Raw genomic sequence first — 2,699 nt, 5'->3', positions numbered from 1 at the left:
ACCCCCACCGGCCCGGCGGGCACCGCGCCCTCCTCGGCTCGACAGCGCAGATCCGGACGAATCGTCGACATTATTGTTAACAATCTCGGTGACAACTATGCTGACGATCTGTACGCACGGAAGCCTGCCGCGAGAGACGAGGACTCCATGACTGCTGACAGCGGGGAGGGAACGCAGTGAGCACGTTCGTCCTCCTGCACGGCGCCTGGCACGGCGGCTGGGTGTGGCGCCGGGTCGCGGCGCAGCTGCGCAGCGCCGGCCACGAGGTGCTGGCCCCCACCCTCACCGGGATCAGCGACCGCGCCCACCTGCTCAGCCCCGCGGTCGGGCTCGACACCCACGTCCGCGACGTCGTCGCGCTGCTCGACGCCGAAGGCTCCTCCGACGTCGTTCTCGTCGGCCACAGCTACGCGGGCCAGGTGGTCACCGGGGTCGCCGACGAGCGGCCGGAGGCCATCGGGCGCCGGGTCTACCTCGACGCGTTCGTCGGCGAGGACGGCGAGGCCGCCATCGACCTGCTGCCTGCCCAGGTCGCCGGGCACTACCGCGAGTCGGTGGCCGGCCCGGGCTTCGGATGGCTCATCCCGGTGCGGTCACTGCAGGCGCTCGGGGTCACCGACCAGGCCGACGTCGAGTGGCTGACGCCCCGGCTGACACCGCACCCCTGGCGCACCTACACGCAGCCACTGGCCCTGACCGGCCGACAGCGGGACGTCCCCGCCACCTTCGTGGAATGCACCGACTGGATGCGGGTCTTCCGCGCCCACGCGGAGCGGGCCGAGAGCGCGGGCTGGCCCGTGCTCAGCCTGCCCACCGGGCACGAAGCGATGGTCACGGCCCCGGAGGCCCTGGCCAAGATCCTCATCGACACGGCGGACTGACGACCCAACCGAGCACGAGACCGGGAGCAACGATGGAGTTGCCAGCACCCACCCAGGCCGTACCCACCCAGGCCGCGGAGACGGTGGCCGAGGCGTTCCTGGTGCAGCTGCGCCGGCGCGGCGTCGACCGGCTGTTCGTCAACAGCGGCACCGACTTCGCGTCGCTCGTCGAGGCGTACGCGCGCCGCAAGGACTCCGGGCTCGACCTGCCGGACGTGGTCGTCTGTGCCCACGAGAACCTCGCGGTGTCGATGGCGCACGGCTCCTACCTCGGCGACGGGCGCGTGCAGGCGGTCATGCTGCACACGAGCGTCGGCACCGCCAACGCGGTGTGCGCGGTGTTCAACGCCGCCCGCAGCCGGGTCCCGGTGCTGCTCACCGCGGGGCGGACACCCTTGTTCGAGCACTCGATGCTCGGGGCCCGCGACGCCCCGATCCACTGGGCGCAGGAGATGTTCGACCAGGCCGGGATGCTCCGCGAGCTCGTGAAGTGGGACTACGAGCTGCGCGACGGCGCCCACGTGCTGGACGTCGTCGACCGGGCGCTCGACATCGCCACCACGCAGCCGCGCGGCCCGGTCTACCTGTCGCTGCCGCGGGAGGTGCTGGCCGGGCCGGTCTTCAGCAGCGAGCCCGGCGCCGCCCCCGCGCCGCCGACCGTCGCGCACCCCGACCCGGCCGCCGTCGCCCAGCTGGCCGACCACCTCGCCACCGCGCAGTTCCCCCTCCTCGTCACCGGCGACGCCGGCGCCGACCGCCGGGCCGTGCCCCTGCTCGCGGAGCTCTGCCGCCGGTTCGGCATCGCGGTCGTCGAGACCGGGGTGCGGCACGTCAACGTCCCGGCCGACCACCCGCTGCACGCCGGGTACGCGGTGGGCACCGTGCTGCCCGACGCCGACGTGGTGTGCGTGCTCGACCTGGACGTCCCGTGGATCCAGGGCTCCACCGCCCCGCGCGAGGACGCCGTGGTGGTGCAGTGCGGGCCCGACCCCAGCTTCACCCGCTACCCGATGCGCACGCACCGCACCGACCTGACGATCACCGCCGACACCACGGCGCTGCTGACCGCGCTGATCGCGGCGCTGGCCGAGCGCATCGTCGACCCGACCCGGGCCGAGCGGCTGGCCGCCAGGGTGAGCGGCTGGCGCGAGGCACGCGCGCGCGTTCTCGAGGAGGAGACGACCACCGACGGGCCGATCACCAAGGCCTTCCTCAACGCGGCGCTCACGCAGGTGCGTCCGGCCGACGCCGTGGTCGTCAACGAGTACTGGGCCTCCCCCGAGATGCTCGGCTCCACCGTGCCCGGCACGTACTTCGGCACGCCACCGGCAGGCGGGCTCGGCTGGGGGCTACCCGCGGCCATGGGCTTCCAGCTCGCCCGGCCGGCCACCACCGTGATCGCGACCCTCGGCGACGGCGCCTACCTCTTCGCCAACCCCGCCGCGTGCCACCAGGCGATGGCCATGCACCACCTCCCGGTCCTCACGATCGTCTGCACCAACGCGCACTGGGGCGCCGTGCAGTCCTCGGCCACCCGCATGTACCCGGACGGCCACGCCGCGTCCGCCCCCGAGCTGTCCCCGCTCGCCCGGCTGGACCCGGCACCCCGGTTCGCCGCCTACGCGGAGGCGTCCGGGGGCCTGGGCCTGCGGGTCACGCAGCGCGCGGAGCTGGTGCCGGCCCTGCAGCGCGCCCTGCGCACGGTGCAGGACGAGCGCCGCCACGCCCTGGTCGACGTGGAGTGCGCCTGACGGCCCAGGTTCAGGAAAGCCACTTTCAGGCCCTCTCCGGGCAGGAAAGTGGCTTTCCTGAACCCCC

The 2,699-nt window shown here is 73.7% G+C and carries 3 protein-coding genes; all 3 read left to right on the top strand.

The annotated features are described in order from the left end of the window. On the top strand, window positions 1-180 hold a 180-nt coding region (locus HF577_RS37770), incomplete at its 5' end, for a hypothetical protein (protein ID WP_211175429.1). After that, on the top strand, window positions 177-881 hold the full coding sequence (locus HF577_RS36980; protein ID WP_169400650.1) for an alpha/beta fold hydrolase: 705 nt from the start codon (window positions 177-179) through the stop codon (window positions 879-881). The genes HF577_RS37770 and HF577_RS36980, both read left to right, overlap by 4 nt. A gap of 32 nt (window positions 882-913) precedes the next feature. Next, a complete protein-coding gene (locus tag HF577_RS36975; RefSeq protein ID WP_169400649.1) occupies window positions 914-2,632 on the top strand; it encodes a thiamine pyrophosphate-requiring protein in 1,719 nt (572 codons plus the stop codon). The last annotated feature ends 67 nt before the right edge of the window (window positions 2,633-2,699 follow it).

This window comes from Pseudonocardia xinjiangensis (assembly GCF_012911925.1).
GTDB lineage: Bacteria > Actinomycetota > Actinomycetes > Mycobacteriales > Pseudonocardiaceae > Pseudonocardia > Pseudonocardia xinjiangensis.
This window is presented reverse-complemented; position numbering and strand designations above follow the sequence as displayed.